The following is an 880-nucleotide window of genomic DNA, read 5'->3' as shown; positions in this document are numbered from 1 at the left end:
GGTCAGCAGCGCGACCGGCTGCTCATACCCGTCGATACGCTCGCCTACGAAGTTATAGGTCGAATAATAGCGCATCTCAAGGATCACATCCGGCACGACCTCACTCAGCAGAACAAAACCGGAGGCATCCTCCTCCGGCGGTACAGCCGCTCCCTGCTCAGGCGCTGCGGATGTGACCGCCGCCGTCGGTGCCGGCAGCGGCTGTTCACCGCTTTTTCCGGCACAGGCCGGAAGCGCACTCAGCAGTACCAGACACAACAGCAAGCACAGCAATTGTCTTATGCGCATTTCCTCACCCCGCAACAAAATCATTGCGATGATTCTATCATGTTTTCGGCACGTGGTAAATACGGTGCTGCGATGCAGCGCACCGACAGCGGCCAAGATCCTGCGCAAAGCCCCCCCTCCCGCGACATCAGATCGCAGGAGGGGATTTTGGCAAAGAACAGTAATTTTGATAGAAACCCGTTAAGGGGGTGCAATTACGGTTTGGAGGTGGGTGCATTTTTGATTTTAGGGGGGGTGCAGTTCTTTGCCAAAGGAAGAGGAGCGCCTTCATGAAATAATGTGTTAAGGGAAAATAATTTTTTGTTAAAATGCGTATGTTTTTCTCTACACCCCTTGCAAACCAGAAAAAGCGCGGTATAATATGACCAGAAGAACCGAAGCGGTCATATTTTCAGGGAGGGTGCAACCTTGGCTTTTACCGATTACGAGACTGAGCAGCTCCGCAAGGCGTTGCTGAAGGAAACGAGACATTGTGCTGTCACGATGGGGATGAAGAAAACCTCCGTAGAGCAGCTGACGAAGGCGGTCGGGATTGCAAAGGGCTCGTTCTATAAATTCTACGAATCCAAGGAAATGCTTTTCTTTGCGGTTT

At 51.9% G+C, this 880-nt stretch carries 1 protein-coding gene and 1 pseudogene; one reads left to right on the top strand and one right to left on the bottom strand.

What is annotated here, in order from left to right:
* Positions 1–396: pseudogene (locus tag WS40_RS10800) on the bottom strand (hypothetical protein); the annotation flags it as partial.
* 300 nt (positions 397–696) lie between these two features.
* Here WS40_RS10800 and WS40_RS10795 point away from each other — a divergent pair.
* A partial coding sequence (locus WS40_RS10795) for a TetR/AcrR family transcriptional regulator (RefSeq protein ID WP_046442268.1) occupies positions 697–880 on the top strand: 184 nt, incomplete at its 3' end.

This window comes from Ruminococcus sp. N15.MGS-57 (assembly GCF_000980385.1).
Lineage (GTDB): Bacteria > Bacillota > Clostridia > Oscillospirales > Ruminococcaceae > Hominimerdicola > Hominimerdicola aceti.
This window is presented reverse-complemented; position numbering and strand designations above follow the sequence as displayed.